The organism is Pseudomonas sp. S3_A03, from assembly GCF_054668275.1.
The window spans coordinates 552,243-578,788 of the sequence record NZ_CP162753.1; the positions used below are offsets into that span (position 1 = coordinate 552,243).

21 protein-coding genes and 9 pseudogenes are annotated in these 26,546 nt (G+C 63.8%); 17 read left to right on the plus strand and 13 right to left on the minus strand.

Annotated elements, in window-relative coordinates; translation table 11 throughout:
- Positions 1-4 precede the first annotated feature (4 nt).
- Positions 5-1,563 (minus strand): annotated as a pseudogene (rtcR, locus tag AB4O25_RS02540) (RNA repair transcriptional activator RtcR).
- 232 nt (positions 1,564-1,795) lie between these two features.
- Here rtcR and AB4O25_RS02545 point away from each other — a divergent pair.
- From AB4O25_RS02545 to rtcA, 3 pseudogenes are all read left to right on the plus strand, one after another.
- Positions 1,796-3,021, plus strand: a pseudogene (locus AB4O25_RS02545) (RtcB family protein).
- 49 nt (positions 3,022-3,070) lie between these two features.
- Positions 3,071-3,824, plus strand: a pseudogene (locus AB4O25_RS02550) (nucleotidyltransferase domain-containing protein).
- Positions 3,825-3,832: 8 nt separating this feature from the next.
- Positions 3,833-4,854: pseudogene (gene rtcA / locus AB4O25_RS02555) on the plus strand (RNA 3'-terminal phosphate cyclase).
- On the opposite strand, the pseudogene AB4O25_RS02560 reads toward rtcA, so the two are convergent.
- Positions 4,851-5,894: pseudogene (locus tag AB4O25_RS02560) on the minus strand (LacI family DNA-binding transcriptional regulator). The pseudogenes rtcA and AB4O25_RS02560 sit on opposite strands and share 4 nt — an antisense overlap.
- Positions 5,895-6,100: 206 nt before the next feature.
- On the opposite strand from AB4O25_RS02560, the gene AB4O25_RS02565 reads away from it, so the two are divergent.
- From AB4O25_RS02565 to AB4O25_RS02580, 4 genes and pseudogenes are all read left to right on the plus strand, one after another.
- A complete protein-coding gene (locus AB4O25_RS02565) occupies positions 6,101-7,153 on the plus strand; it encodes a fatty acid desaturase family protein (RefSeq protein WP_460150934.1) in 1,053 nt (350 codons plus the stop codon).
- 26 nt (positions 7,154-7,179) lie between these two features.
- Positions 7,180-7,500 (plus strand): MocE family 2Fe-2S type ferredoxin, encoded by a 321-nt coding sequence (locus tag AB4O25_RS02570; RefSeq protein ID WP_003173381.1) that lies wholly within the window; start codon positions 7,180-7,182, stop codon positions 7,498-7,500.
- Positions 7,500-8,700, plus strand: a pseudogene (locus AB4O25_RS02575) (NAD(P)/FAD-dependent oxidoreductase). The gene AB4O25_RS02570 and the pseudogene AB4O25_RS02575 overlap by 1 nt, the downstream one beginning before the upstream one ends.
- Before the next feature lie 2 nt (positions 8,701-8,702).
- A complete protein-coding gene (locus AB4O25_RS02580; RefSeq protein WP_065878528.1) occupies positions 8,703-9,527 on the plus strand; it encodes a sugar phosphate isomerase/epimerase family protein in 825 nt (274 codons plus the stop codon).
- Positions 9,528-9,551: 24 nt separating this feature from the next.
- Here the strand turns inward: AB4O25_RS02580 and AB4O25_RS02585 are convergent, their stop codons facing one another.
- The gene (locus AB4O25_RS02585) at positions 9,552-10,427 is read right to left on the minus strand and encodes an undecaprenyl-diphosphate phosphatase (protein ID WP_137220406.1); all 876 of its coding nucleotides are present in this window, start codon (positions 10,425-10,427) and stop codon (positions 9,552-9,554) included.
- Between the two features lie 177 nt (positions 10,428-10,604).
- On the opposite strand from AB4O25_RS02585, the gene AB4O25_RS02590 reads away from it, so the two are divergent.
- Entirely contained in the window at positions 10,605-11,111 is a 507-nt protein-coding gene (locus AB4O25_RS02590; protein WP_017530215.1) for a GNAT family N-acetyltransferase, read from the plus strand.
- Here AB4O25_RS02590 and AB4O25_RS02595 read toward each other — a convergent pair.
- A complete protein-coding gene (locus AB4O25_RS02595; protein WP_017530216.1) occupies positions 11,089-12,033 on the minus strand; it encodes a GlxA family transcriptional regulator in 945 nt (314 codons plus the stop codon). The genes AB4O25_RS02590 and AB4O25_RS02595 overlap by 23 nt on opposite strands.
- Positions 12,034-12,205: 172 nt before the next feature.
- Between AB4O25_RS02595 and AB4O25_RS02600 the strand changes: the two are divergent.
- The 3 genes and pseudogenes from AB4O25_RS02600 to AB4O25_RS02610 all read left to right on the plus strand — a co-directional run bounded on the left by AB4O25_RS02600 (position 12,206) and on the right by AB4O25_RS02610 (position 14,710).
- Positions 12,206-12,832, plus strand: a pseudogene (locus AB4O25_RS02600) (TetR/AcrR family transcriptional regulator).
- Positions 12,829-13,506 carry a type 1 glutamine amidotransferase domain-containing protein gene (locus AB4O25_RS02605; protein ID WP_068932214.1) on the plus strand — a complete coding sequence of 226 codons (678 nt, stop codon included), beginning with the start codon at positions 12,829-12,831 and terminating at the stop codon, positions 13,504-13,506. The pseudogene AB4O25_RS02600 and the gene AB4O25_RS02605 overlap by 4 nt, the downstream one beginning before the upstream one ends.
- A gap of 79 nt (positions 13,507-13,585) precedes the next feature.
- Complete coding sequence (locus tag AB4O25_RS02610) at positions 13,586-14,710, plus strand: alkene reductase (protein WP_017530219.1); 1,125 nt, start codon at positions 13,586-13,588, stop codon at positions 14,708-14,710.
- A gap of 101 nt (positions 14,711-14,811) precedes the next feature.
- On the opposite strand, the pseudogene AB4O25_RS02615 reads toward AB4O25_RS02610, so the two are convergent.
- Together AB4O25_RS02615 and AB4O25_RS02620 are read right to left on the minus strand one after the other, a co-directional pair.
- A pseudogene (locus tag AB4O25_RS02615) lies at positions 14,812-15,811 on the minus strand (NAD(P)H-quinone oxidoreductase).
- The gene (locus tag AB4O25_RS02620; RefSeq protein WP_460150423.1) at positions 15,808-17,034 is read right to left on the minus strand and encodes a YbfB/YjiJ family MFS transporter; all 1,227 of its coding nucleotides are present in this window, start codon (positions 17,032-17,034) and stop codon (positions 15,808-15,810) included. Before AB4O25_RS02620 ends, AB4O25_RS02615 begins: the two are co-directional and overlap by 4 nt.
- Positions 17,035-17,141: 107 nt before the next feature.
- Here AB4O25_RS02620 and AB4O25_RS02625 point away from each other — a divergent pair, with 107 nt between their 5' ends.
- Positions 17,142-18,017, plus strand: coding sequence for a LysR family transcriptional regulator (locus tag AB4O25_RS02625; protein WP_137220409.1), 876 nt, complete (start codon positions 17,142-17,144; stop codon positions 18,015-18,017).
- Between the two features lie 78 nt (positions 18,018-18,095).
- Entirely contained in the window at positions 18,096-18,482 is a 387-nt protein-coding gene (locus AB4O25_RS02630) for a DoxX family protein (RefSeq protein WP_460150424.1), read from the plus strand.
- A gap of 53 nt (positions 18,483-18,535) precedes the next feature.
- On the opposite strand, the gene AB4O25_RS02635 is transcribed toward AB4O25_RS02630, so the two are convergent.
- From AB4O25_RS02635 to AB4O25_RS02650, 4 genes and pseudogenes are all read right to left on the minus strand, one after another.
- Positions 18,536-19,354: an alpha/beta fold hydrolase gene (locus AB4O25_RS02635; RefSeq protein ID WP_017530224.1), complete on the minus strand. Its 819-nt coding sequence runs from the start codon at positions 19,352-19,354 to the stop codon at positions 18,536-18,538.
- Positions 19,355-19,444: 90 nt separating this feature from the next.
- Positions 19,445-20,836, minus strand: coding sequence for an alginate export family protein (locus AB4O25_RS02640; protein ID WP_460150425.1), 1,392 nt, complete (start codon positions 20,834-20,836; stop codon positions 19,445-19,447).
- Positions 20,833-21,728: pseudogene (locus AB4O25_RS02645) on the minus strand (VOC family protein). The gene AB4O25_RS02640 and the pseudogene AB4O25_RS02645 overlap by 4 nt, the downstream one beginning before the upstream one ends.
- 117 nt (positions 21,729-21,845) lie before the next feature.
- Positions 21,846-22,157 carry a hypothetical protein gene (locus AB4O25_RS02650; RefSeq protein WP_017530227.1) on the minus strand — a complete coding sequence of 104 codons (312 nt, stop codon included), beginning with the start codon at positions 22,155-22,157 and terminating at the stop codon, positions 21,846-21,848.
- A 215-nt stretch (positions 22,158-22,372) separates the two neighbouring features.
- Here AB4O25_RS02650 and AB4O25_RS02655 point away from each other — a divergent pair, with 215 nt between their 5' ends.
- From AB4O25_RS02655 to AB4O25_RS02665, 3 genes are read left to right on the plus strand one after another with little or no spacing between them, the layout of a single operon-like run.
- Complete coding sequence (locus AB4O25_RS02655; RefSeq protein WP_017530228.1) at positions 22,373-23,017, plus strand: secretin and TonB N-terminal domain-containing protein; 645 nt, start codon at positions 22,373-22,375, stop codon at positions 23,015-23,017.
- Complete coding sequence (locus AB4O25_RS02660) at positions 23,014-23,559, plus strand: RNA polymerase sigma factor (RefSeq protein ID WP_017530229.1); 546 nt, start codon at positions 23,014-23,016, stop codon at positions 23,557-23,559. The genes AB4O25_RS02655 and AB4O25_RS02660 overlap by 4 nt, the downstream gene beginning before the upstream one ends.
- Before the next feature lie 37 nt (positions 23,560-23,596).
- Entirely contained in the window at positions 23,597-24,523 is a 927-nt protein-coding gene (locus tag AB4O25_RS02665; RefSeq protein WP_017530230.1) for a FecR family protein, read from the plus strand.
- 26 nt (positions 24,524-24,549) lie between these two features.
- On the opposite strand, the gene AB4O25_RS02670 is transcribed toward AB4O25_RS02665, so the two are convergent.
- Both AB4O25_RS02670 and gspH read right to left on the minus strand, forming a co-directional pair.
- Entirely contained in the window at positions 24,550-25,143 is a 594-nt protein-coding gene (locus AB4O25_RS02670; protein WP_460150426.1) for a PulJ/GspJ family protein, read from the minus strand.
- Positions 25,140-25,592, minus strand: coding sequence for a type II secretion system minor pseudopilin GspH (gene gspH / locus AB4O25_RS02675; RefSeq protein WP_017530232.1), 453 nt, complete (start codon positions 25,590-25,592; stop codon positions 25,140-25,142). The genes AB4O25_RS02670 and gspH overlap by 4 nt, the downstream gene beginning before the upstream one ends.
- Before the next feature lie 93 nt (positions 25,593-25,685).
- Between gspH and AB4O25_RS02680 the strand changes: the two genes are divergently transcribed.
- On the plus strand, positions 25,686-26,117 hold the full coding sequence (locus AB4O25_RS02680) for a type II secretion system protein N (RefSeq protein ID WP_017530233.1): 432 nt from the start codon (positions 25,686-25,688) through the stop codon (positions 26,115-26,117).
- Here AB4O25_RS02680 and gspI read toward each other — a convergent pair.
- Positions 26,104-26,469 carry a type II secretion system minor pseudopilin GspI gene (gene gspI, locus AB4O25_RS02685; RefSeq protein ID WP_017530234.1) on the minus strand — a complete coding sequence of 122 codons (366 nt, stop codon included), beginning with the start codon at positions 26,467-26,469 and terminating at the stop codon, positions 26,104-26,106. The genes AB4O25_RS02680 and gspI overlap by 14 nt on opposite strands.
- Between the last annotated feature and the right edge of the window lie 77 nt (positions 26,470-26,546).

Genomic DNA, 26,546 nt, shown 5'->3' on the forward strand with positions numbered 1-26,546 from the left:
TGCCCTACGGCTTCAACTGCTTCCAATCAATCGAAAACCGTGCCAGGTATTTGCGCAGCCGGTCCGCATCGTTCGGTTGCGCCTTGGCCTGGCGTGACACGCCAAACAAGCGTCGGCCTGCATCGGACAGGCTAGTCGGATTGCAGGCATATGTCGATGACGGCCTTGAGTTGCAACTGGTCAAACAGATCCAGGTCGGCCGGCAGGTACGCGTGGGTGCGCTCAGACCCCAGGCATAACGCAGGCGCTGTATTTCTTCCTCGACCTGGGCTTGATCGATACGCCCGCTGTCGGCCAGGGTCGCCATGCGTGTGATGGAAGCTGACAGTTCGCGAAAGTTGCCCAGCCAGGGCCGCTTCGCTGGAGCAGGCCAACGCCAGGTGGCGGCGCCGCGCTTCCAGGTTGAAACGTACGCGATGGCCTTGTTCGCGGGCGTGGCGCTCCAGCTCGAAGTCGAGGTTCGGCTCGATGTCTTCGCGGCGGCCCGCCAGGCCGGGCAGGTCGAAGGTCCATAGGTTGATGCGCGCGTAGAGGTCTTCGCGAAACAACCCGTCGGCGACCCGCTCGCGCAGGTCGCGGTGGGTGCCGGCGATGATCAGGAAGTCGCTGGCCACTTCGGTGTCGGCGCCCATCGGGTAGAAGCGTTTTTCTTCAATGGCCTTGAGCAGCATGGCCTGTTCGTCGAGGCCCAGTTCGCCGATTTCATCGAGGAACAGCATGCCACCGTGGGCGGCGCGCAACAGGCCGTCGCGGGCGTTTTGCGCGCCGGTGAAGGCGCCCTTGATCATGCCTGAACAGCGCGGACATGGCTGCCATCGCCGCGCAGGGTGGCGCAGTTCACCTCAACGAAGCGGCCCTGCAGTTGATGGCGGCTGCGCTTGAGTTCGTAGATGCCGCCGGGCGAGGAAGGATTTACCGGCCCCGGTTGAGCCGATCAGCAGCATCGGTGCGGTGGAGCGCACGGCCACGCGTTCGATCTGTTCGATGGAAGCGTTGAACGCAGGGTTGCGTGTGGCGATCCCGGATTTGAGAAACGCCAGGCCTTCCAGGCGCTGGTGGGCGAAACGCGAAGCGATGCGGTCGTAGCGCGACAGGTCGAGGTCGATCAGGGTGTGGGTGCCGGTGGCGGGTGCGTCGGCATCCAGGCGTCGGCTGGGGGATGGTTTGTATCAGGCGGGCCGGCAAGGTGCGCGCTTCGGTGAGCAGGAACCAGCAAATCTGCGCCACGTGGGTGCCGGTGGTGATATGCACCAGGTAATCCTCGCGCTCGGTGTCGAAGCGGTAGGCACTGGTGAAGTCGTGCAACGCGCCGTACACCTCTTCGAAATCCCAGGGATTGGCCAGCGGCATCGGGCAGGCGCACCTTGCGTGGGGCGAGATTCGCTGGATGTCGGCGCGCACTCGCTCGGCAAGGCTGACATCGCGGGCGTCGACGTCGTGGATCAGTTCCAGGCGGTCGATCTGCAGATCATCCTGCTGGCACAGCCCGACGCTGGGGCGCCAGTGGTTCCAGCGATTGGCGCCCTTGCCGACGCGATCCAGCCTGGAACCGATAAATCCGATGGCACCGTGCGCTGTGTTTCATGGCTGGACCAAAATGATAGTAACGATATGTACGGATAGAAGCAGGGGATGGGTTTGTCATCGTTTTTCAGCGATAAAAAGAGTGCGATAAAAATAGTTATATAAAACAATCTATTACGTGTTTTTTAACACCGAGCGTAAAACCTGGCACGTCTGCTGCTATCACCAGCACGACGCCGTAACGACGGCTTTTCAAAAGAGAACCGAGATCATGCAGAACAACACCTACCAACTGCTGGAAGTCGCCAACGGCAAACCGATCAAGCTCTGGACCGAAGGCGTTCCGGTGGAGCCCGAAGCTCGTCAGCACTGATGAACACGGCCAGGATGCCGTTTATTTTCAAGCACCTCGCGGTGATGCCGGATGTGCACCTGGGCAAGGGCTCGACCATCGGCAGCGTGATCTCCCACCGTGGGCGCGATCATCCCGGCGGCGGTCGGGGTGGATATCGGCTGCGGCATGATCGCCGCGCGCACCACGCTGATGGCCGGCGACCTGCCGGATAACCTGCATGGCCTGCGTTGTGCCATCGAGGCCGCCGTGCCCCATGGCCGTACCCGCAGCCGTAAAGGCCGTGACAAAGGCGCGTGGAAGACGTGCCGGCCCAGGCCGATCAGGTATGGGCCACGTTGCATCCGCGCTTCAAGGCGATCACCGACAAGTACCCGCAACTGGAGCGCAGCAACCACCGCCAACACCTGGGGACGTTGGGCACCGGCAACCACTTTGTCGAGGTGTGCCTGGATGAGGCCAACCGTGTCTGGTTCATGTTGCACAGCGGCTGCGGGGCGTGGGCAATGCCATCGGCAACCTGTTTATCCAGTTGGCCCAGGCAGACATGCGTCAGCACCTGGCCAACCTGCCGGACCGCGACCTGGCGTATTTCGAAGAGGGCAGCCAACACTTCGATGACTACGTGCAAGCCGTGGGATGGGCTCCGGATTTTGCCCGGCAGAACCGCGAGTTAATGATGCGCGCGGTGGTCCAGGCCACGCGGCAAGTGATCAGCAAACCGTTTGAAGTGGCGCTGGAAGCGGTGAACTGCCATCACAACTATGTGCAAAAAGAGCGGCATTTTGGCGAAGACATCCTGGTGACCCGCAAGGGCGCGGTCTCCGCGAAAAAAGGCGAGTGGGGGATTATTCCGGGCTCCATGGGCGCAAAAAGCTTCATCGTGCGCGGGCTGGGCAACGAACAATCGTTCTGCTCGTGCTAGCCATGGTGCGGGCCGCACCATGAGCCGCACCAAGGCGAAGAACACCTTTACCGTCGCCGACCAGATCCGCGCGACCGCCCATGTGGAGTGCCGCAAGGACGCCGATGTGATCGACGAAATACCGATGGCCTACAAGGACATCGACCGCGTCATGCACGCCCAGCGCGAGTTGGTGCAGGTGCTGCACACCTTGCATCAGGTGGTGTGCGTCAAGGGATAAACGGAGGAATCGAAATGCAAAGGAAGAACGGCACCCGTTGAGCGACGCCATGCGCGCCCGGGTTGCGCAGGAACTGGACCGAATAGAGCGCGAGCGCAATGTGAAAGTGCTGTATGCCTGCGAATCCGGCAGTCGCGCCTGGGGTTTTGCTTCCACCGACAGCGACTACGATGTGCGCTTTGTCTATGTGGAAAAACCTGATTGGTTCATGCAGGTGGATGCGCCGCGCGACGTGATCGAACGTCCGCTGGATGACGAGTTGGACGTGAGTGGCTGGGAACTGCGCAAGACTTTGGGTCTGCTGCGCAAATCCAATCCCACGTTACTGGAGTGGCTGGATTCGCCGTTGGTGTATCGCCAGCAAACCGAGGCCACCGCGCAGTTGCGGGCGTTGGCCGAAGCCTTCTACAGCCCGCCGGCTGCGCGTAATCACTACCTGTCGATGGCCAGGAAGAACTTTCGCGGTTACCTGCAAGGCGAAACGGTACGCTTCAAGAAGTACTTCTACGTGCTGCGGCCGTTGCTGGCGGTGCGCTGGATCGATCTGGGCCTGGGGCGCCCGCCGATGACCTTCGCCGACTTGCTGAGCACGGTGAGCGACGCGCCTCTGCTGGACGAAGTGGCGACATTGCTGGCGCTCAAACGCAATCGCCGGTGAGGCGGCTTATGGTCCGCGGCGGCCGGCGTTGCATGCCTTCATCGTGGCTGAGCTGGAACGCGAGGTACCGGTATTGCCACGCACTCGGGAAGACTCGCAACGACTGGACCGCTACTTGCAGGACACGGTCAAACGCTCTGCATAGGGATGGTTATGAAACAGGACGTGATTGAACTGGATGGCGTCATCGGCGGTGGCCAGGTATTGCGCAGTGGCGTGAGCCTGTCGATGGTAACCGGGCGGACGTTGTGCATCAGGAACATCCGCGCCAAGCGCAGCCGCCCGGGGTTGATGCGTCAACACCTGACGGCCGTGCTGGCAGCGGCCCAGGTGTGTGGCGCGCGGGTGGAAGGCGCTGAGCTGGGGTCGCAAACCCTGCGCTTTGCGCCGGGCCGATTCAAGGCGGCGACTACCGCTTTGCGATTGGCACGGCGGGCAGTTGCACCCTGGTGTTGCAAACGCTGCCGTCGGCGTTGCTGCAGGCACTGACCGCCAGCCGCGTGACCCTTTGCGGTGGCACTCATAACCCACTGGCACCGCCAGTGGACTTTGCAACGCGCCTGGTTGCCGCTGTTGCGGCGCATGGGCGCGCGTGTCGAGTTGACGCTGCTCCGGCATGGTTTCGTCCCGGCCGGTGGCGGCGAGTTGCAGGCGTTTATCCAGCCCGGCGAACTGGCGCCGTTGCACCTGATGCAGCGTGGCACATTGCTGCAAGCGCGGGCGACCACGCTGAGCGCCGGCCTGCCCCCCAGGTGAGCGAGCGTGAGTTCAAGCGCGTACGCCAGCGACTGGACTTCAGCCTGGAGCAGTTGTCTGCGGTCGAGATAGACCCCAATCAAGGCCCGGGCAATGTGCTGATGCTGGAGTACGCACACGAGCACGTCACCGAAGTGTTCAGTGCCTTGGCATGGCCCGGGTTCGCGCTGAAACCGTGGCCGATGAGGCGATCAACCAGGCCCTGCAATGGCAGGCCAGCGACACGGCGGTGGGCGAACACCTGGCCGATCAACTCGCTGTTGCCGATGGCTTTGGCGGGCGGTGGCAGTTTTACCACCGCGCAGATGAGCGACCATTTGCACAGCAACATGGCGGTGATCCGCCGCTTCCTGCCGGTAGTGATTGAAAGCCACGAGCAGGAGCAGGGCGGGTTGAAGGTTGAGTGTCGGACGCGCTAAAGATTCTCGGAGGTGACAATCCGCGGCGCTATATGCACCCGATGCCGCACCGCATCAAAGCCCCTCGGCACTCTGCAATTGCACCAGCAGTTCCACCAACGCCACCGCCGTCTGGCGCGGCTGCGAGTCCATCACCACATCGATCAGGCCCTGGCTCAACGCCTGGCGTGACAGCTCGGTGGACTCCTGCAAAATGCAGCACAGCGCCGGGCGCTTGGGCAGTTGTGCCAGGGCACTGATGATGCCGTCGCCCCCGCCGCCCACCACGCACAGCCCACGCAGGTCGGTGTGGCGGCTGATCAGGTCGAGGGTGGCCTCTTCGGTGATGTCGCAGTTATCCAGGTTGATCAGCGGTTCCAGCGGCTTGAGCCCCGGTGCGTGTTCGGCCAGGTAGCCGTGCAGGCCTTCGACCCGTGCCTGGTGGCCGAGGAAGCGATGGCCGCCGAGCAGGATCCCCACGCTGCCTTTGCGCGCGCCGCACGTGCGTGCGAGCAACCAGCCCATGGTGCGCCCGACCACGTGGTTGTCCTGGCCCACGTAGGGTTCCAGGGCCTGCTCATGAATATCCGAAAGCAGCGCCACCACCGGCACGCCGGCCGCGCGGATCTGGGCCAGGCACGCATTGATCAGCGGGTGGGCAAAGCTGACCACCGCGAGGGCGTCGCACTGCACGGCCAATTGTTCGATCTGCGCGACGATGGCGCTTGGGGTGCGGTCGTTGATGTATTCGAATTGGCAACTGAGGTTGGCCGTGGCGTGATGCTCCGCGCGTCGCTGATCGACTGCGCCAGGTTCGCATAGAACGCCTGCGCCGTGCCCAGCAGCAGGATGCCGAAGCGGTAGGTGGGGCGGCGTTCGCGAATGCGTTGGCCGATCAGCCGCGCGGCAAAGTAGCCCACGGCTTCGGCGGCCTGGAACACCTGTTCGGCGGTGTCCGGGTTCACCGGCGCTCGCGCGTTCAATACGCGGTCGACGGTGGCCACACTGAGGCCCGCCTGGGCGGCCACGGTGGCGATGGTTGGGCGTTTGGTGGTGTGCATGGCTGGCCCCTTGTGCGTCTTGATAGAAAACTACTCGGCCCCGCCGGGCCTGGATGATAGCTTGATAGGGAATGGATTCAAGGCCTTGAGGGGGATTTGGCCGCACTCTATGGTGGGTCTCGCAACGCATCTGGAAACTTTTCGCTTGCGGAGAACAATAACAATGCCCTGAACACACCGCCCAAACCGCCCGGCGCGACTACAGCCTGAACGGCCCCGAAGCTGCCCGCGCGGCCGAAAAAGGCCTGGTCTCGGCCAGTTGGTACCAGTCGCCGATTTCCCGCAAACGCATGAAAGAACTCATGCAACGCCGAGACGGCCCGGCGCTGCTCGACACCGCCATCTGGGTGATCGCGCTGTTTGCCACCGGCTTTGGCGGCTATTGGTTCTGGGGCTCGTGGGCCTGCGTGCCGTTCTTCCTCGCCTATGGCGTGTTATACGGCACCGCCTCCAACCCGCGCTGGCACGAGACCGGCCACGGCACCGCGTTCAAGACCCGCTGGATGAATGACGTGCTGTACCAGGTCGCCTGCTTCATGTGCATTTTCGAACCGCATGTATGGCGCTGGAGCCATGCCCGTCACCACACCGACACCATCGTGGTCGGCCGCGACCCGGAGATCGTCGAGCCGCGCCCGCCGAGTCTGTGGATGATGTTTCTCAGCCTGTTCAATCTGCCCCTCGCCTGGAAAACCTTCAGCGGTGTGGCGCGCCATGCCGTCGGCCAAATGAGCGCCCAGGAGCAGGACTTTATCCCTGAATCGGAGTGGCCCAAGGTGTACCGCGCCGCGCGGATCTGGGTGGGTATATATGCGCTGCTCATCGGCACGGCGTTGTACCTGCACAGCTGGCTGCCGCTGATGCTGGTGGGCCTGCCGAGTATTTATGGCGCCTGGCTCGGCTACGTGTTCGGCCTGACCCAGCACGTGGGCCTGGCCGAAGACGTGCTCGACCACCGCAGCAACTGCCGCACCATCTACATGAACCGCGTGCTGCGTTTTATCTACATGAACATGAATTACCACCTTGAGCACCACATGTACCCAATGGTGCCGTACCACGCCCTGGCGCAGTTGCACGAAGAGATCCGCAACGACTGCCCGCCGCCCTACGCCAATCTGTTCGAGGCTTACAAAGAGATCATCCCGACGATCCTGAAGCAGCGCCGCGACCCGACGTATTTCGTGCAGCGGCCGATTCGCCCCCAGGCAGAACCGGCTGCCAGTGCCCCGACACATGCAGAAGCTGCTGTTAGCTAATCCTCCTTAAAACAAGAGATAACGCCATGAACGATCAATGGATCGACGTCTGCGCCGTGGGCGAAATAGACGAAGAAGACGTGCTGCGCTTCGATCACGGTGCCCACACCTACGCGGTGTTCCGCTCCGCCGACAATGAATTTTTTGCCACAGCCGGCCTGTGCACCCACGAGAAAATCCACCTCGCCGATGGCCTGGTGATGGACCATGTGGTCGAGTGCCCCAAGCACAACGGGCGCTTCGACTACCGCTCGGGCAAGGCCCTCGGCGCGCCGGTGTGCGTCAACCTCAAGACCTACCCGGTGCGCGTTGAAGCGGGGCGGGTATTGCTCGCGGTCACGGCGTGATGATCAGCGCACCCATGATCATCGTCGGCGCCGGCCATGCCGGCGGCCGTGCGGCGCTGACCCTGCGCGAAGAAGGGTATACCGGGCGCCTGATCCTGATCGGCGACGAACCGCACTTGCCCTATGAACGACCGCCGCTGTCCAAGGGGTTGCTGCAGGGCACCGCGGACCTGGCCGGTTGCAGCCTGTGCGACAGCGCACGGATGGCTGAGTTGAATATCGAACATATCGCCGGGAACCCGGTGACCCAGTTGCAGCCACGGCAACAGCGGCTGCAACTCGCCGACGGCCAATGGCTGGCCTATGCCGGGTTGCTGCTGGCCACCGGCGGCAGGGCGCGGCGTTTGCCCTCAAGCGCAGGCCAACGTGCTTTACCTGCGCACCCATGATGAAGCCCTGACCCTGCGCAGTGCCTTGCGTCCGGGCACGCGGCTGGTGATTGTCGGCGGCGGGTTTATCGGCCTTGAGGTCGCCGCGAGCGCTGAAGCCTGGGCTGTGAGGTCAGCGTGCTCGAAGCCGGGCCGCGCCTGGCGGGCCGGGTGTTGCCGCCGGTGATCAGCCAGGCATTGTTGGACCTGCATCGCGGCCAAGGGGTCGATGTTCGTTTGAATGTGGCACTGGAAACCATCCATGACGATGCCGTGCAATTGGTCGACGGGCAGATGTTGCCCTGTGACCTGGTGGTGGTGGGCATCGGTATGCAACCCAATCTCGAACTGGCTGCCAACGCAGGGTTGGAGGTCGGGCAGGGCATTCGCGTGGATGCCTACCTGCGGACCAGCGCGCCGAACATTTATGCGGCCGGCGATGTCTGTGAGTTTCGCCAGGGGGCGAGTATCAACGCCAGGAAACCTGGCGTAACGCCGAGGCGCAGGGGCGGCATGCGGCGCTGAATCTGTTGGGCCGTGAAGTGGCTTTTGACGCGATCCCCGGTTTCTGGTCCGACCAATACGACTGGGGCCTGCAGACGGTGGGCGTGATGACCGCGACGACGGCCGGTCGCGTACTGCCGGCCGGCGGTCTGCTGCTGTTTTACCTCGATACCGAGGGCCATTTGCAAGGTGCCTGCGGCTGGGGCATCGGCAACAGCGTGGCCAAGGACATCAAGCTGTGCGAACGCCTGATCAGTGCTCGGATCCGCTCACCGCGGCCCATCTGGCTGACCCTGAGTTGCCCCTTAAACAGTTACTGCGAGGCTGACGATGCGCCAATTGCTGGTATTTCAATCGCTGTGGGCCATGCAAACCGAACCCGGTCCGCTCGAAGCGCAGCTGGACCGAATCGCCGCCGCCGGCTTCGACGGCATCACCGATCACTATTGGCGGCCCGCCGAGGTGGCGCGCTTGCACGCCGCCGCCACATCGCGGGGCTTACAGGTCGAAGGCCAGTTGTTCCCGCAAACGGTGGACGACCTGGCCGCCGCGCTGGATGTGATCAGCGGTTATGGCTGCCACCACCTCACGCTGCAAGCCGACGTGCGCCCGCGCACCCAGGCCGAAGCCGCCCGGCTGGTCGAAGGCTGGCAACGCCTGGCCGAGCAGGTGGACTTTCCGGTGCTGCTGGAAACTCACCGCTATCGGCTGACCAACGACCTGCTGTTCACCCTCGACCTGCTGGCGCAAATGCCCGACCTGAAGCTGCTCGCCGACCTGTCGCACTATGTTGTCGGGCGTGAGTTGCCGGAGCCGGGCACCGTTGAGGACGATGAACAGATCCGCACCATCCTGCGTCACAGCTGGGGCTTCCATGGGCGCGTGGCCAGCAGCGAGCAGGTGCAGGTATCGCTTGAGTTTCCCCAGCACCACGCCTGGGTCGAGCGCTTTACCGGTTGGTGGCGCTACGGCATCGACGACTGGCTGGCCCGGGCTGATACCCCGCGGAGTTTGTCGTTCACCTGCGAACTGGGCCCGCCGCCTTATGCGATTACCGGCGCGGATGGGCGTGAGATCAGCGATCGCTGGGCCGAGGCGTTGAGGCTCAAAGCACTGATACGTCAGGTGTGGAGCGAGTGCCAAACGAGGGACTGAAGAGCACATGACTCAAAAGAGCCACTACCCTGGCAGCAGTCCGGTGCTGACCGCGACAATCAGGAACACCCCCAGCAGCGCGCGGTAGATCACGAACGGCCAGGTCGAGAAGCGCTCCAGAAATTTCATCAGCCCCCAGATCGCAAAGAACGCCGAGACGCTCGCCACCACCAGCCCGAACAGCAGGTGCGGCCAGGCGTGGGCCGGCAGGTCGGCGTGCAACAACACCCAGAGTTCTTTCAAACCGGCGAGGGCGATGGCCGGCAGGCCGAGCAGGAACGAAAAGCGCGCGGCTTCTTCACGCTTGAAGTTCAGGAACAGCGCGGCGGTCAGTGTGGAGCCGGAACGCGACACCCCGGGAATCAACGCACCAATCTGCGCGATACCCACGATCAATGCATCCCGCAGGCGCATCTGGCCCACCTCGCGGGTGTGCCGTGCCCGCAGCTCGGCCGCTGCCAGCAACACCGCCATGACCAGGCAGGAAATGCCGATCACCATCAACCCGCGCAAGGGCGAGTTGCAGGCATTCAAGGTCGAAGACAGTGCCAGCCCGGCGATGCAGATGGGGATAGTCGCCAAAACGATCGCCACCGCCAGCTTGAACCAGCGGTCGTTATAGTCACCTCGGCGCACCGCGCCGATGCTGCCGGTGGTCACCTGGCGTACGTCGCGCCAGAAGTAACTCACCACCGCCGCCAGCGCCGCCAACTGCATGGCCGCCGAAAACGCCGAGCCGGGGTCTTGCCAGCCAAGCAGGGCGGGCACCACGCGCATATGGGCGGTAGAGGACACCGGCAACAATTCGGTGATGCCCTGGATCACCCCCAGGATAAAGATCTGCAAATAATCCAGGGACGCAAAGCCCACATCCAGGCCGGCGGAACAGACGTTCGTCAAAATACATGTCCTTGAGAAAGGGGGATTTCGGCGAAGTCTATTCGAAATGTTTCAGCGCTTCGGCAGCAGGGCACGGCTATTTGCAATCGGTTCAGCAAGTAGAAAGGTTCGCCGCTGTATTGGACTGTTCCGCCGATTTGTGAACAATGTCGCCGTGCATTTTTCACCGAGAGCCCCATGCCTGAAACCACTGTCGAACTGATCCAGACCGGCCCTGAAGAGGCCCAACTGATCCGCAATCTTTACCAGTACTACGCTTATGAATCCTCGGACTGGGAGCAGGAGGATGTCGAGGCCGACGGCCGTTTCTACATCCACGACGAACACCTGGCCCGCTACTGGCAGGACCCGCGTTGGAGCGCCAACCTGCTGCTGGTCGATGGTTTCATCGCCGGTTTCCTGTTGATCGAAGACAGTGAAGTCCCTGGCGTCGACGCCCTGGAGCTGGCCGACCTGTTCATCCTCAAGCGCTACCGCCGCAAAGGCATCGGCCGCGCCATCGCCAGCCAGGTGCTGTGCAGCGGCGAGGCCGATTGGCTGGTGCGTTTTTATGACCAGGACGAAGTGTCCCAAGCGTTCTGGCGCACGGTGCTGGATAACCTGCCGCGCCCGGTGCACGCCATCGAGCTTGAGGATGAGCCGCAGTTGGTGAGTTACCTGATCACCCGTGCGGCGTTGCATTAAACGCCTGCTGCATCGCCTGCGGCGGTTGGCCGAACGCGCGTAGAAACGCCTGGCGCATGCGTTCGCGGTCGCCAAAGCCGGTTTCACGCGCCACCACTTCAACCGGATGACGGCTGGTTTCCATCATCGCCCGCGCGGCCTCCACGCGCAGGGCTTCGATGGCCTTGGCCGGGGTTTGCCCGGTTTCTTCGCGAAACACCCGGCTGAACTGGCGCGGGCTCAGTCGCGCGACATCGGCCAGGGCTTCCACCGACAGGTCATGCGTGAGGTTTTCGCGGGCATAGGCCAGGGCCAGTTGGACGCGGTCGGACTTGGGGTCCAGTTCCAGCAGCGCCGACAATTGCGACTGCTCGCTGCCGCGGCGCTGGGCGATCACCAGTTTGCGCGCAATGCGCCGGGCCAAATCACTGCCCAGGTCGTTCTCCACCATGGCCAGCGCCAGGTCCACACCGGCGCTCATGCCGGCGCCGGTCCACACCTGACCATCCACCACGAACAGTTTGTCTTCTTCCAGGCGAATGGCCGGGTAGCGCTTGCGAAATGCCGGCGCGTGAATCCAATGGGTGGTGGTGCGCTTGCCTTCCAGCAAGCCGGCGTCGGCCAGGACAAAGATGCCCATGCACAGTGAGGCGACCCGGCGCGACTGGGCCGAAGCGGCCTTGACCAGCTCCAGCAGGTTGGCCTCCGGCAGGCGAAATTCCAGGTAGCCGCTGACGATCAGCGTGTCATAGCCCTCGGGCCGAACCGCTGAGGTATTCACCGAAAACCCCAGGGACGACATCACCGCGCCGCCGCATTCCGACACCAGGTGGAACTCATAAGCCGGCTCGCCACGCAGCAGGTTGGCGCACTCGAACACCGAGCCCAGGCTGAGGCTCAGCGACTGGAAGTTCGGGTAAACCATCAGCGCAACGCTGTGCATCATCATTCTCCAAGCGGTCGGGAGAGGCGATTGTCGGCGCGTGCCTGGCAAACGGCAACCGACTTCGCGGCATGTCCGTAATCCTTGCGCATCTGACATTGTGAGCGTCCGGCGCGGCTTCTAACATGGCCCCAACGAACTAGACGACTGGTCTAATCGGACGGGATCAAGCATGAACAGCGAAACCAAAAGTGCACGGCAGACCATTCTCGACACGGCGCAAGTGCTTGTCGGCCGCAAAGGGTTTACTGCGGTGGGCCTGAACGAAATCCTCCAGGCCGCCGCAGTGCCCAAAGGCTCGTTTTATCACTACTTCAGCTCCAAGGATGCGTTCGGCGTGGTGTTGCTCGATAGCTACTTCGACAACTACGTGCGCGGCATGCGGCAACTGTTCGATCAGCCCGGTTTGACCCACTGCGCCAAGTTGATGCGCTACTGGCAAGCCTGGACCGACAACCAGACCGGCTGCACCGACGCGGGTAAATGCCTTGCCGTCAAACTGGGTGCCGAGGTGTCCGATCTTTCAGAGCCGATGCGTTTGGCGTTGCAGCGCGGTACGTCACGCACCATCGAACTGCTGGCGATAGCCCTGCAACGTGGCGTCGACGAAGGCTCGCTGAACCTTGGGCACAGCGCACAACAACTGGCCCCTCAGCTTTACGCGTTATGGCTGGGCGCCAGCGTGATGAGCAAGATCACCCGTACACCCGCGCCTTCGACGAGGCGCTGCTGCTGACCCGACAGCTCTTGGGTCACCCTGAACACACTGACATTCACTGATCGAGGCACTGGAACATGAAAGTATTAATGGTACTGACCTCTCACGACCAGCTTGGCGATACCGGGCGCAAGACCGGTTTCTGGCTCGAAGAGTTTGCCGCTCCCTATTACGTGTTCAAGGGCGCCGGTGCCGAGGTGGTGCTGGCATCCCCTGCCGGTGGCCAGCCTCCGTTGGACCCTAAGAGCGATGAGCCGGATGCGCAAACCGAGCAGACTGAGCGCTTTGGCAAGGACCCGGCCGCGCAGCAGGCCCTGGCCACCACGGTGAAGCTGGACACAGTCAACGCCGACGACTTCGACACCGTGTTCTACCCAGGCGGCCACGGCCCGCTGTGGGACCTGGCGGAGTCGCCGGTGTCCATCGCGCTGATCGAAGCGTTTGAGCGTGCCGGCAAGCCGGTTGGTTTTGTCTGCCACGCGCCGGGCGCCTTGCGTCACGTCAAGGCGGTCAACGGCGAGCCGTTGATCAAGGGCCGTCGCGTTACCGGCTTCTCCAACTCGGAAGAGGAAGCGGTCGGCCTGACCAAGGTGGTGCCGTTCCTGATTGAAGATGAATTCAAGCAGTTGGGCGGCCAGTACGAGAAGGGTGCCGATTGGCAGTCCTTCGTGATCGTCGATGGCCTGCTGGTCACCGGGCAGAACCCCGGCAGTTCCAGCGAGGTGGCCAAGGCCCTGCTGAAACTCACCGCTTGACCTGACTGACCGCTCCATTCATTGGCGACCCAAACGGGCCGCCAATGCGTTTACTCGTCCTGAATTTGGTAGATCCGCTATGAATGACCGTATTTTGAACACCCCGGTAAAGCTGGGGCACCGCACCTTGAACAACCGCGTGGTGCTGCCACCGTTGACCCGTCAGCGCAGCGCGCAACCCGGTGATATCGCCACCGACCTGATGGCCGAGTATTACCGCCAGCGCGCCGGCGCCGGTTTCATGATCAGCGAGGGCACGCAGATCGAACCGCGTGGCCAGGGTTATGCGTGGACACCGGGCATCTACACTCCGGCGCAGATCAATGGCTGGCGCAAGGTCACCGACGCGGTGCATGCCGAAGGCGGGGTGATCTTCGCTCAGTTGTGGCATGTGGGGCGGGTGTCCCATAACGCCTTGCAGCCGGGCGGCGCCGCACCGGTGGCGCCTTCCGCGCTGCCGGCGTTGCAGGCCAAGGCCTTTATTGAAACCGGTGCTGGGGTTGGAGAATTGATGTCGCCACCCGTGCCGCGTGCCTTGGCCGTGCTGGAGATCGAGGAACTGGTCGGGTACTACGCACAAGCGGCACGCAATGCGCTGGACGCAGGGTTCGACGGGGTGGAAATCCACGCGGCCAATGGTTACCTGGTCAACCAGTTCATCTCGGCCCATTCCAACACCCGTGATGATGAATACGGCGGCTCCCTGGAAAACCGCCTGCGCTTTCTGCGCGAGATCGTCGAAGCCGTGTGCAAGGTGGTCGGGCCGGAACGCCTGGGCGTGCGTTTTTCACCGTTGTTCAGCGGCACCGACGAGGACCGCGTCTACATCGGCCTGGTGGAAGAAGACCCGCACCACACCTATATCGAAGCGATCAAGGTGCTGCAAGCTTCGGGCATTGCCTATGTCTCCATCGCCGAGGCCGATTGGGACAACGCGCCCGTGCTGCCCGACAGCTTCCGTGAAGCCGTACGCAGCACCTTCAGCGGGCGCATTATCTACGCCGGGCGCTACACCGCTGAACGCGCTGCCAAACTGGTGGACGCGGGGCTGGCGGATTTGATCGCGTTCGGGCGACCGTTCATTGCCAACCCAGACCTGCCGCAACGCTTGTTCAACGGCTGGCCGCTGAACCCACTGCGGGAAGAGGGCATGTATGGCGGCGGGGCAGTGGGCTATACCGACTACCCCACGTACCCCGGATAAACACGCGGCCCCCACAGGGAAACTCCATTTGGTTTGAGATTTTCACAAGGCCGGGCTTGAGGCCAAGCACCTCAAACCCTTGAGCCGTCGGGGCTGTCAGGTCAGCTGACTTGCAACACAATCTTGCCAATATGATCCCCACCTTCCATCCGCGCATGGGCCTGGGCCGCGTCGGTGTAGGCATAGACCTTGTCGATGATCGGCAGGCAGCGCCCGGCCTCCAGTACCGGCCAGATGTACTCGCGCAGTTGTTCGGCGATCGCGGCTTTTTCTTCACGGGTGCGCGCGCGCAGCAGCGAGCCGGTGATCACCGCGCGCTTGCCGAGGATGGTCAGCAGGTCAACGTCATTGGCCCTGGCGCCGCCGAGGAAACCCAGCATCACCAGATGCCCGTCCATGGCCAGGGCCTTGAGGTTGTTGTTGAGGTACGAGCCGCCCATGATGTCGAGGATCACGTCCACGCCCTTGCCGTAGGTCTGTTGGCTGATGACCTCGGCGAAGTCCTGCTCGCGGTAATTGATCGGCTCCCCACCCAACTTGGCAATGGCCGCGCATTTGTCGGCGCTGCCGGCGGTGGCGAAGGCCTGTATACCGAACTCGCGGCACAGCATCAGCGCGGTGGTGCCGATGCCACTGGTGCCGCCATGGATCAGCACGCGCTGGCCGGTGTGCGCATCACCGAGGCCGAACAGGTTGGCCCACACGGTGAAGAAAGTTTCCGGCACCGCAGCGGCCTGAATCCAGTCCATGCCCTTGGGGACCGGCAGCGCCTGGCCGGCAGGCACCGCGCAATACTGCGCGTAGCCGCCGCCGTTGGTCAGCGCGCACACCTTGTCACCCAGTTTGAACGCCGACACACCGTCGCCCAATGCCGCCACTTCACCGGCCACTTCCAGGCCGGGGGTACGGGCTCATGCCGGGTTTCATCGGGTACTTGCCGGCACGTTGTAGGGCGTCGGGGCGGTTGACCCCGGCGGCGTGCACGCGAATCAGGATCTCGCCGGGGCCGGCCACCGGCACGTCGACCTGGCGCGGTTGCAGCACATCCGGGTCGCCAGGGGTGGTGATTTCAATCAGGGTCATGTCGTTGGGAAGCGTCATTTGAGAGTACCTGCAGCGATGAGCGTATGGGTTGGGACCGTATCGAGCGGTCGGCGGTTCAGCAGGATCATGCCCAGTTCCAGCGCCAGCGCAACCACGATTGCCACGGCGGCGATTACGAACAACAGAGCATGCTGGCCGCCGCTGAGATTGAACAGCGCCGAATAGGCAAAGCCTGCAATCGCCTGGAACGTGGCAAAGGAGACGGTCGCGCGGCTCCAGGCCACTTGTTGCTGGTGATGGTTGGGGATCAGCTCGTGCACCCGCGCCAGCGCCAGCGGCACGATGCCTGGCGGGAACGAACCGAGGATCACCGCCAGGGTGGCGAGGGCCATGAAGTCACTCGCCATTGCCAATGCGCCCACCGCGATGGCCTGCACCACCAGCACCAGGCGGATACTCAAGCGCGCGCCCAGCGTATCCGCCAGAAAACCGTAGGTCACCGGCCCCGCAATCGAACCCAGGCCGTACATCACCCAGATCATCGCCCCCACATGCGCCCCGGCACCCAGGCCCCGGGCCACGTAGTCGACCAGGAACACCATCGCCGGCACCAGGCCCGCAGCCATAAAGGCGTATTGCGCAAACAGCAGATAGACGGCCGGCGGTGTGGGTGCAGAGACGCCCGATGGCGTCGGCGCTTGCTGCGGCGTGCCACTGGGCCAGGCACACCAGCTGGCGGCCGTCAGCGCCACGGCCAGCAGGCCGAGGCCGAACCAGGTTTGCGCAAGGCCAAGGCTCAACAGCGGCGGCACCAGCGTGCCGGAACCGGCAATGCCCAGGCCGATCCCGAGAAAAATCGCACCACTGGCCAGGCCCCGGCGCGCGACGGGAACATGCGGCAGCACGGTCGCGGCCACCAGTACCATGATCGCGCCGCCGGCGATGCCCGACAGCAGGCGCCAGCCGAAGAACCAGGTCAGCGACAGCGGAAAACCACAGGCAAAAAACGCCAGGGTCACCGCCACCATCATCAGGCGCAGGGCGGTTTTGTTGGAGGTGCGCTGAGCGATGGGCCGACCGATCAACGCGCCGATCAAGTAGCCGACCAGGTTGGCGGCGCCGAGGTACACCACATCGCTGGCGCTGAACCAATGGGCCTGGATCAACGAAGGAATCAACGGGGTGTAGGCAAAGCGCGCCAGGCCGATGCTGACCAGGCTGGCGCACAAACCGGCGAAGATCGGCAGCCAGACAGCGCTGCGGGGTGGGGTGTCGTGCATGATGGCGATCCTGAGGATTTTTCCGGTGCCCAGCATATCCAGGATTGAAGGTGCAATAATGCAGCGATTACACGGCACGATGATGCATATATGCAGCGGGAGCGGAGATGAATTGGGATGATGCGAGGGTTTTCCTGGCGGTATGCCGCGAGTCCACATTGCGCGGTGCCGCACGGGTGTTGGGGGTGGATCAGGCCACGGTCGGGCGGCGGATCAATGCCCTGGAAAAATCCTTGAGCGCGACCTTGTTCCTGCGCACCTCCGAAGGCTATGCGCTGACCGCCGTGGGCGAGGCCGCGCTGCACTCGGTGGAAAAAATGGAGCGCTCGGCCCTGGACCTGGAGCGCCAGATCCAAGGCCTGGACGACCGCCTGACCGGTATCGTGCGGGTCAGCACCACTGACTCCCTGGCCATCGATTTCCTGATCCCGGCCATCGCCAGCCTGCACGGCAAGCACCCGGATGTGCGCGTGCAACTGGACGCCTCCACCCAGATCCTCAGCCTGGCCAAGCGCGAAGCCGATATCGCCGTGCGCAATACCCGTCCCGACAATCCCGATCTGATCGCCCGGCGCATCGCCCGTTGGCCGGTGGGGCTGTTTGCGTCGCAGGCCTATATCGAGCGCCACGGCAGCCCTGAGCCGGGCGGCCTGTTCGACGGCCACGACCTGGTGGTCTACCAACCCTACCTGCAAACCCACAAGGACCTGACGCTGGTCAGCGAACCTCTGGGCCGGGGGCGCATCGTCGCGGCGTTGAGTTCCAGCCTGTTGGTGCGCCGCGCCATCGCGGCCGGGCTGGGCATCGGTGAGATCCCGGTGTGCACCGGCGAACGCGACGGCCTGGTGCGCCTGTGGCCGCAGCGTGTACGGCCGTTGCCGTATGACGTGTGGCTGGTGACCCACGCCGACCTGCGTCACACCGCACGGGTGCGCGCGGTGATCGAGGAAATCGTCACGGCGTTCGCCGGCACGGGGGAGTAAAGGTCAGCACAGGCTTGCAAGCGTGCATGCGCCTCGGTGGACACAATCGACGTCGATAACCATCTACAGGGAGCGCATATGAACGAATCAAAACACCGGGATCTGGGGCTGTTGTTTCTACGGGCGAGCGGGGCGCTGTTCCTGCTGTGGGTGCATGGCTTGCCCAAGGTGCTCGACTACAGCGAACAGTTGAAGCAGATCGAAGACCCGTTTCATTTGGGCGCGCACATGACCTTGCTACTGGCGATTTTTGCCGAGGTGCTGTGCCCCGTGTTGATCGTCGCCGGGGTGCTGGTGCGCCTGGCCTGCTTGCCGATCCTGGCGGTGCTGTTGATCGCCATGCTGGTGGTGCATCCGCAGTGGACGTTGTTGGAAGGGCAGTTCGGCTGGTTGCTGCTGATCATCTTTACCAGCGTACTGCTCGCCGGGCCGGGTCGCTTCACATTGGGCGGGCGGTTTGCCTGAATAAAAGGGCCGGGCAAGCCCGGCCAAATAAGGAGAGCGGTGTTTCAGCTGTTTCAGCGGTTCAGGAACGCCAGCAAGTCTTCGTTCAACGCCTGGGCGTGGGTCACGGCGAACCCGTGGGGCGCGTCCTTGTAGACCTTCAACTCGGCGCCCTTGATCATCTCGGCCGCCACCTTGCCAGTGGTTTCGAACGGTACGATCTGGTCGCCGTCGCCGTGGATCACCAGGGTCGGCACGTCGATTTTGGCCATGTCCGGGCGGAAGTCGGTTTCGGAGAACGCGGTGACGCAGTCCACGGTCGACTTGAGCGAGGCCAGCATGGCGATCTGCAGGGTCTGGCTCAGGGTGCCTTCAGACACCACCTGGCCTTTGTTGAGGCCAAAGAACGGGGTGTTGAAGTCTGAGATGAACTGCGCACGGTCCTTGAGCAAACCGTCCTTGATACCCGCGAACACTTCCAGCGGCACGCCTTGGGCGTAATCCGGTTGCTGCCCGAAGATCGGCGTCACCGCGCCCAACAGCACCAGGCCGGCAACACGGGCGCTGCCGTGGCGGGCGATGTAGCGCGCGACGTCGCCACCGCCCATGGAGAAGCCCACCAGGGTCACGTCCTTGAGGTCCAGGTGTTCGATCAACTGCGCGATATCGTCGGCGAAGGTGTTGTAGTCGTTGCCGGTCCACGGCTGGTCCGAACGGCCAAAACCACGGCGGTCGAACGCGATGGTGCGGTAGCCGCGGCTGCTCAGGTATTCCATCTGGTATTCCCACATGTCGGCATCCAGCGGCCAGCCGTGGCTGAACAGCACGGGCTTGCCGCTGCCCCAGTCCTTGAAGTAGATCTGGGTACCGTCTTTGGCAACGAATGTGCTCATGCAAAACTCCTTGATAGGGGTGGGTAAAACGCGGGATTACTATGGCCGTTAAACCGGCTTCACGGCTTGTACCGGTGTGCTTGTTTGGGGCTACCAACTGAACTTGAGTTCGACCCCCAGGTAATTACTGTCCGCGCCGCCGGCATCGCGCAGGGTCTGGCCCACCGCGTAGTGCACCGCTTCGACCGCGCCGGTGAGGTTGGGGGTGAAGCCATAGTCGGTACGCAGTTGCGCGTAGGCCCCGGTCCAGCGATCACCCTGGCCGGCGGTTCCCGCCACCGGCAGGTTGGGCTGGGTGTACACCGCATCATCGGTGGTTTGCCGCCACAACAGGCCGACGGCGGTTTGCACGCTGAGCTTGTCGAGGGGCTTGACGGTGATCGATGGCTTGACGTGGATCAGGTTGCTGTAGCCGGTGTAGCCCGCCAGGGAAAAGTAATAGCCGTTGGGAAACAGCGGGTTGAAGGTGCCGAGGGTGCCGTCACCCGCCTTGCGATCGCCCGAGGCGATGTCCAGTTGCAGGCCGATGCGCGGTTTCCAGGCCAGGCTGTCAAAGGTGTAGCCGGTGCGGCTGCCGCCGGCCCAGGCATGAATGTCCTTGCTGCCCACCGAGCCACTTTGCAGCATCGCTTCGATGTCCCAGTCGAACCCCATGGCCGCGCCGCCCAGGCGCGCATCGAACAGGTGGCGGGTCTCGTCACCGTCGGCATCCAGGTAATGCGCGGCGCTGCGTTCATACACGCCGTAGTAGGCCGACAGCTCGTTCTTGCCACCCACCAGCCGCTCGACGCGCACCATGTGAAAGCGCGCGTCGCTGTTGGACTTGTCGTCGAAATGTCGACCGTCCTGGTACTGCACCGGCTGGCTGGCGATGCCGATAAAGCGCCAGTGGGTGGTCTCCCAGTCGGCCCACAGCGCATCGAACGACTGCCGCACATTCGGGCCGTCCCGCGAGGAGATAAAGCGCTGCAAGTCGAAGGCAAAGTCCTGACGCCCGGCTCGCGCCTTGAACGTGCCGCTGTCGAAGGTGTTGACGTACTCGGCAAAGGCCAGGCGCAAATCGACGCGGTTCTGGTCGGCGCCACCGACGGTGGTCTTGTCGTACGCCCGCACATCTTCCAGCTGGGTAAATACCCGCCAGTGTTCGTTCAGATGCAGGTCGGCGTGTACCTGCAAGCGCTGGATCAGGTAGCGATCACGCTGCACATTCTTCACGCCGAAGCCACTGGCGTCGTTCATCTCGAAGCGCTCGCGCAAGGTCGCCCCGAGCGACAGGTAGGTGTACGGGTTGGCGCCTGACAACGGGATGTACTTGAGGTTGTCCAGCGCTTGCGTGCGCAGCGCCGGGTTCTGCAGTACGGACCAGTCTTCCTGCCAGCGATTGGCCTTGATGGCCGGCCGCGTCGGTTGCTCGTCGGCGTGGACGCTGCCGGCGAGCAGCGGCCACAGCACGGCCAGGCTCCAGCCTGTACGGCGCATCATTTTGCGGCGTTGAGTTGGTGAATTTCCGCGACGTAGCCGCCGGGGAATTCGACCAGCGCGCTGCGACGACCTTGCTGTCGAACGCCGGCACCACCACTTTGGCACCGGAGCCGGTGGCTTTGCCCAGCGTGGCGCTCAGGTCGGCCACCTGGTAGCCGGTGGTTTCGTGGCCGAAGGGGTAGGGCAGTTGGCCGTTGGTTACCAGCACCGCCATGCGCCCGAACGGCGACTCGATATCGACACGCCGGTAGGTGCCGCTGGCTTGGCCTACATCGATGCCCGGCGCGTGCTGGTCATCGGCCAGTATTTTGCCGTGGGAGAAGCCCACGAACCCTTTGATAAAGGCGTCGGCCCGCTCGGCGCTGAGGTACACGCGGTTTTCCGGTACGGTCTGGAAGGCGGCATAGTCCGGGGTCTTGGTGTGCCAGTAGAGCTGCATGTTGACGCCGCCCGGCCATTGCACCACCGCGTCGCGCCCGATGGGGTCCGGGAAATCGCTGACGATCACCGCCGCGCCGTTGTCGCGGGCGGCCTTGAGCGCGACGTCCATGTCCTTGACCAGATAGCCGTTGCGCTCCTGGCCAAACGGGTGCGGGATCGGTGTGGTAAAGCCGAACAGCGATACCGTGCCCGCCGGCGTCTGCAGCAGTTGCGAGGTGGTGCTGCTCGGCACCGGCAGCACATTCACCACCACCTGGGCGGTGCTCTTGCCGCCGAAGGTGGCCAGGAAGCTTTGGGCGAAACGGTCCACATCCGCCGGGGCGACATACACATGGCTGGTGTCATATTGCGGCGCCACGGCCACGCTCGGGGTTGCCGCGAAGGCATTGCCCATCATTGCGCTCGCCAGCAGCGTCAATGCCACGGTTACTTTGATTGCTTTGTTACGCATGCCCATTCTCCAGCGCTTCTACGGGATAGAAAGCCGTGAGGTTAGGGGCAGGGGCGCGGGGGAATTGTATGGACGTGCTTGGTTGAACGTTTCAGCGTCTACGCGCGTCGATTGGCCTTACGGCCGTTGTGGTTTGACGGATGTTCCAAACGTATTACCCATGCGCACTCCCGTCGCCGCCGGGGTCGACAAGCCCAGCGCATTCGGCGTTCGTTTCTGGACCGAAAGCTGCTGCGCCTCGCGGTTCTTTTGCGCGGCCTTGGCCGCGTTCGTGTCATTGCCCATCTGCTGGCCCAGGCAGCCATAGTCGGGCGCCTTGTACCCATCCACTGTGACCTCGGTGCAACCGCCCGCAGCGTTGTCGGCCTGGGCAAGCACGGGCACGGCGGTATACAGCAACACACTGGCAAGCAACGGGAGCAGCTTCATCATGGCCTCCTGGCGGGCCGCGGGAGTGGGCCGGTAAGGCTGCAAAGTGTAGTGCAGCGGGCCTGCTCGTCACCGTGATGTTTTTTGCTATCACCGTAACATCAGGTTCATAAACGGGCCTCAGGATGACGGTTTTCTAGGGTGCGTCGGCCGTGCAGCGATGCGGAGCAGGGGGTGAACAGGGAGCCTGTCGGCGCGCCGTATGCGCCCTGGGCTTGCTGTTGCTGCTGATCGGCGGTCGCCTGGCGCAGGCAGAAGCACCGCTGTTGCTGCTGAACCTGCCGGCGCAAGACCTGGAGCCTGCACTGCAAGCGTATAGCCGCGCCACCGGCATGGCCGTGCTGGTAGACCGCGAGCTGACGCGGGGCCGGCGCGCCATCGGGGTGCGCGGGCGCTTTACGGCGCAGGAGGCTCTGGCGATGTTGCTGACAGGAAGCGGCCTGATGGCACGTTATGCACGCGGCGATGCGTTTACCTTGCAGTTGCCCGAGGTCAGCCAGCCGCCGCCGGCCCATGGCGTGGCGGCGCGCAATGCCGCGCGGATCAATAACAGCTATGCCACGGCCTTGCAGCAGGCCATCGAAACCAGCCTGTGCCGGTCGCCCCTCACGCGCCCCGGCAGTTTTCGCGCGCTGGTGCAGGTGTGGGTCAACCGTGAGGGGCTGATCGAACACAGCCGGCTGGTCAGCTCCACCGGCGACGAACAACGCGATGAAGCACTGGTACGCAGCCTGGGCACTGCACGGGTGGAGCGCCCGGCGCCCAGTTCATTGCGCCAACCGGTGACTTTACTTTTGATGCCCGACACAACAGGAACGCGCATGGAATGCACAGCAGCAAAAGGAGCCTGGGGCGGATGAAAAATACCGGGCACAGTACGATGGTCAGCTTGTTCCTGGCCTCCTACGAAGACTTCAAGGTCCGTTTGCGCAAGCGCCTGGGCTCGGAGGACCTGGCCAACGACGTGCTGCACGAAACGTACCTGCGCGTCGACCGCATGGACATGCCGCCGAACCTCGCGCAACCCAACGCTTACCTGTACCGCATGGCCCTGAACATCGCCGCCGACCGCCGCCAGGCCGACGCGCGTTTGCTTACCGGCAGCGAGGTGGAAGAGCTGCTGCAAAGCGCCGATGAAGCCCAGGACCCGTCGCGGGTGGTGGGCGGCCAGAAAGAAATCCAGTCCCTGGTCAAGGCCCTTTACGAACTGCCGGCGCGCCGACGCAAGATCCTCATCGCCGCGCGCCTGGAGGAGGCGCCGCACCTGGAAATCTCCCAGCGTTTCGGCATTTCCACGCGCATGGTCGAAAAGGAAATCAAGGCCGCCCTGGGCCACTGCGCCAAGCGCCTGGAAAGAAAAGTCATCCAGCGGTTCGGTCCCGGGGCCGGAAAACCGTCTTAGTGTTGAGTCCCTGATAAAACCGTGAGTACGTGCGCGCTTGAACATTTTTAGCTTCTCCATCGCCCGGCAAAACGCCGCCAGCCCCTTGCACGACGAAGCCCGCGACTGGCTGGTTCTGCTGACCTCGGGCCGCGCCACCGTGGCCGATGCCAAGGCGCTCAAAGCCTGGTGCGCCCAGAGCCCGGAGCATGCCCAGGCGTTCGAGCGCGCCAAAATGTTGTGGCGGCACGTGGGCGCGGCGGCCGAAACGGCGCAGCGCCCGCGTCAGTTTGGCCGGCGCGCGTTCCTGGGCGGCGCCATTGCCGCGTCGGCGGCGGTAGTGATGGTGCGGGTCGGCGTGCCGGGTGGTTTTGCCGGGCTCACGGCGGACTATCGCACCGAGGTCGGTGAGCAGCGGCATGTGCTGTTGAGCGAGGGTGTGAGCCTGGAGCTCAATACGCAGACGCGCATCAGCCGGGTGGGCCAGGGTATCGAATTGCTTGAGGGTGAAGTCGAAGTGCTCGCCCAGGCTGTACAGCCGCTCAAGGTCCAGGCCGCCGAGGGCTGGGTGAGCGCGGCGCAGGCGCGGTTCAACGTGCGGCACACCGATCGCACGGTCTGCGTCACCTGTATCGACGGGGCGCTGTCGGTGGACATTGGCGGCCATCGTGTGAACCTGGGCAGTGGCCGGCAATTGAGCTACGGCGCGGCCGGCATCAGCGAAGTGACGAGCGTGGACACCCAGGCGGTGGTGGCCTGGCGTGAGCAGGTGCTGGTATTCAACAACGCCACGCTGGCGACGGTGGTGGATGAAATCAACCGCTACCGGCCGGGAATGCTGGTGCTGCTCAACCAGGAACTGGGCCGGCGCCGGGTGCAGGCGCGGTTCAGTTTGCAGCAATTGGCGGGGGTGGCGCTGTTGATTCGGGATGCGTATGGGGCCAAATGTACCGAGTTGCCCGGTGGCGTCGTGCTGTTGAGCTAGCTCAGCGGCAGCTCAGGCATCAGGCCTTATCGCAACGGCCCGATTACCTGCCGATACCGCTCCACCCCTTGCGGCGTCTGGCGCAACAGGTTGATCTCCAGTCCCAGCGGGTCTTCGCGCCGGTTGCCGCTCAACTGCCGCCACCCCTTGTCCGTTTCCCATACCCGTACCTGCACGTCACTGACCCCGCTCAACACCACCACGCCGTCTTTGGCCGGCGGCAGCGGGAAGCGATCCCGTGCAGGCGCCGCCGCGCGGTACAGGCTGTCGCCCTTGAGCCACCAGCGCACGCGTTGCAGGCCATCGCCGGCCACCGGGGCGCTGCGAATCACGTCCAGGCGAAAGCCTTGGCTGTCGGAACTGCGCACCGTTATGGCCGCGAGCCCGGCGGCCTCGTCCTTGGGCCCGGTCAGCTCCACGCCGGCGCGCAGGCTGATGTCCCGTTGCATCTGGTTCAACACCCGCAGCAGCGCTTCGGTCTGCTCGGTGCTTGCCTGCACGTGATGGTCGGCACGGGTCACGCTGTCGAGACCGCGCCAGGCGATCAGGCTGACCACGGCCATCAGCATGATCGCCACCATCACTTCGATCAGGGTGAAGCCTTGCTGGGGGTTGTTCATGGCTGGCTGACCACGCGCATCAAGCCTGCCGCGTCCCGTTGCAGGCTGAGGCTGTGTTGGCCGTCGGACAGCACTAGGCGCAGCGGCGGGTTGATCCATTCTGCGTCGAGCACCAGGGTTTGCCGGGGTTCGAGGTTGATTTGCATCGGCGTGCTCTCCCATGCGCGCGGGCGCAGTTGAGCGTCGCCCTGGAACCCTTCCATCGCTGTCCCGTCATCGCTGCGGCGGTTGAAGCGAAAGCCCTTGGCGTCGGCGCGCCAGGTGATCGGGCGGCCGTCGGCGCGGGCTTCGGCCTGGGCCACTTGCAGCAGTTGGCTGAGGCGCTCGGCGTCCTTGCGCAGCAGGTGCAGTGGGTCGGGCTTGATGCTCAGGCTGATGGCGGCACTGGCGATGCCGATGATCACCAGCACTACCATCAGCTCGATCAAGGTAAAGCCAGTTTGTTTCATCGCGGGGCACCTGCTGAACGGGTGAGGTTGTGAAATAAAAACGTGCGAATTGAGCTGTAGGCTGATGCCACGGACAAACAGGAGGTCCTGCTCATGGCGTTTTCCCTGCGATTTTCAGCGGCACAGGGCGTGCAGGTCGGCGCGCTGCTCGCGGCCTTGGCCGGCGTGGCGGTATGGGCGCCGCTGCTACTCACCAATGCCCAATCCCATACGCCCCAGGCCACCCCGCAGGCATTGGCGGCACGCAGCGATAACCCGGCGCTGCAATGGTTTGCCAATGCGCCGACGGCGTTGCAGGTCAAGGTCACCGGCGTGCTGGCCGGGGCGCGCGGCGCGGTGGCGATCCTCAGCCTCAACGACGGCCCGCCGCGCAGTTTTCTGTTGGGTGAGCGCCTCAGCCCCGGCGTGCGCTTGACCGCCATCGAAGGTGACGCGGTCGAGATTGAGCGTGGCGGCGAGAAGCTGCGCGTCAACCTCGATAAGCTGCCGGACGCGCCCGCCTTGCCACGGCTCACTCGGCCATGACCTGAGTGGCCAGGCGCGCCAGGGGCGGTGCTTCGCGGCTGGCATCCAGCACCAGCACCGAAACCTGAAACAGCGGGCCATCGGCGCTGACAGTTTGCTCGCACCGCAGTTTCAAGCGCCCTTGGTCGCATTCGAAGGTGTGCTTGCCGCTGCGTAGATGGCCCTCCAGACGCACCTGCGCCAGGCGACTCTGCGCCGCCAGCAACGCTATCGATTTGTCGCGCAACACGCCGTTGCTCTGGGTCATCAACCCGGCCACGCGCACGGCGGCGGCCATGGCCACGGCGATGATCGCCAGCGCCACCAGCACCTCGATCAGGGTAAATCCTCGCTCGTTGCGGTGGCCGTGCATGGCGCTCTCAAAGCCTGGAAACAGGCCCGCAGACTAGCGCCCTGAGTTGACCGATTGGCGACCGAAACTCCCGAGGA